The following is a 1,318-nucleotide window of genomic DNA, read 5'->3' as shown; positions in this document are numbered from 1 at the left end:
AGAAAATATGCTGTATTATCTCTACGAATATTTAACCGCTCACGGATTCCACGTTCCGGGAATGAACTTGTTCAAATACATTTCGTTCCGCGCGGCGATGGCAGTTTTGTTTTCGCTGATCATTGCGATGGCTTACGGGAAAAAGATTATCAATTACCTCAGAAAAAAACAAATGGGAGAATTGGTAAGAGACCTTGGTCTGGAAGGGCAAAAGCAGAAAGAAGGAACGCCAACAATGGGTGGTTTGATTATCATTTTGGCGACTATCATTCCGGTTTTGTTGTTTACCAGAATCACCAATGTTTACATCGTTCTTTTGATTATTTCGGTTTTGTGGATGGGCGCGATTGGTTTTCTTGATGATTATCTTAAGAAAGTTAAAAAAAATAAAGACGGATTAAGTGGAAAATTCAAAGTAATTGGACAAGTTGGTTTAGGCTTAATTGTCGGAGTTACAATGTATTTCCACCCAGATATTGAGGTTAAGAGAAAGTACGCAGACTCAACTGTTGTGAACAGAAATAATGTAGAACAGAACTTTATGGATGAGGAGAAAATTCCGGTTTCTACAGTGCCTTTCACAAAAAATAACGAGTTTGATTACAGCGGAATTCTGTTTTGGATGGATGATGCAAAAGCACACGAGTGGGCTTGGGTTGTTTTTATTCCGATTGTAATTTTTATTGTAACCGCAGTTTCTAACGGTGCCAATATCGCGGACGGAATTGATGGTTTAGCAGCCGGAACAAGTGTTGTCATTTTGTTGACTTTAGCATTTTTCGCTTATGTCTCAGGAAACATAATCTTCGCTGATTATCTGAATATTATGTTCCTGCCGCATATGGGAGAGACGACCATTTTTGCCCTCGCATTGGTGGGAGCTGTGATTGGATTTTTCTGGTATAATACTTATCCGGCGCAGGTTTTTATGGGCGATACAGGAAGTTTGATGCTTGGAGGTGTGATTGCGGTTTTGGCAATTATTTTAAGAAAGGAATTACTGATTCCAGTTCTATGTGGGGTTTTCCTGATAGAACTTTTATCTGTCATTCTACAGGTTTGGGTCTTCAAATACAGAAAGAAAAAGTATGGGTTGGAATATGCCCAGAACAATAGATTATTCAAAATGTCACCGCTGCACCACCATTATCAGAAGGAGGGTTTCCACGAAAGCAAAATCGTAAACCGAATGATAATTCTGGGTGTAATGTTGGCGATTATTTGCTTAATCACTTTAAAAACGAGATAGAAGAATTGTAAAATGTAAAAAGTATTGACGTATTAACGATTCGAACGTTGAAATCATTAATACATTTTA

At 38.1% G+C, this 1,318-nt stretch carries 1 protein-coding gene; it reads left to right on the top strand.

The features are described from left to right. The first annotated feature begins 7 nt into the window (after positions 1 to 7). A complete protein-coding gene (mraY, locus tag AXA65_RS18700) occupies positions 8 to 1,249 on the top strand; it encodes a phospho-N-acetylmuramoyl-pentapeptide-transferase (RefSeq protein WP_063971542.1) in 1,242 nt (413 codons plus the stop codon). Positions 1,250 to 1,318: the final 69 nt, after the last annotated feature.

The organism is Chryseobacterium sp. FP211-J200, assembly GCF_001643375.1.
In the GTDB taxonomy this organism is placed as follows: domain Bacteria; phylum Bacteroidota; class Bacteroidia; order Flavobacteriales; family Weeksellaceae; genus Epilithonimonas; species Epilithonimonas ginsengisoli.
This window is presented reverse-complemented; position numbering and strand designations above follow the sequence as displayed.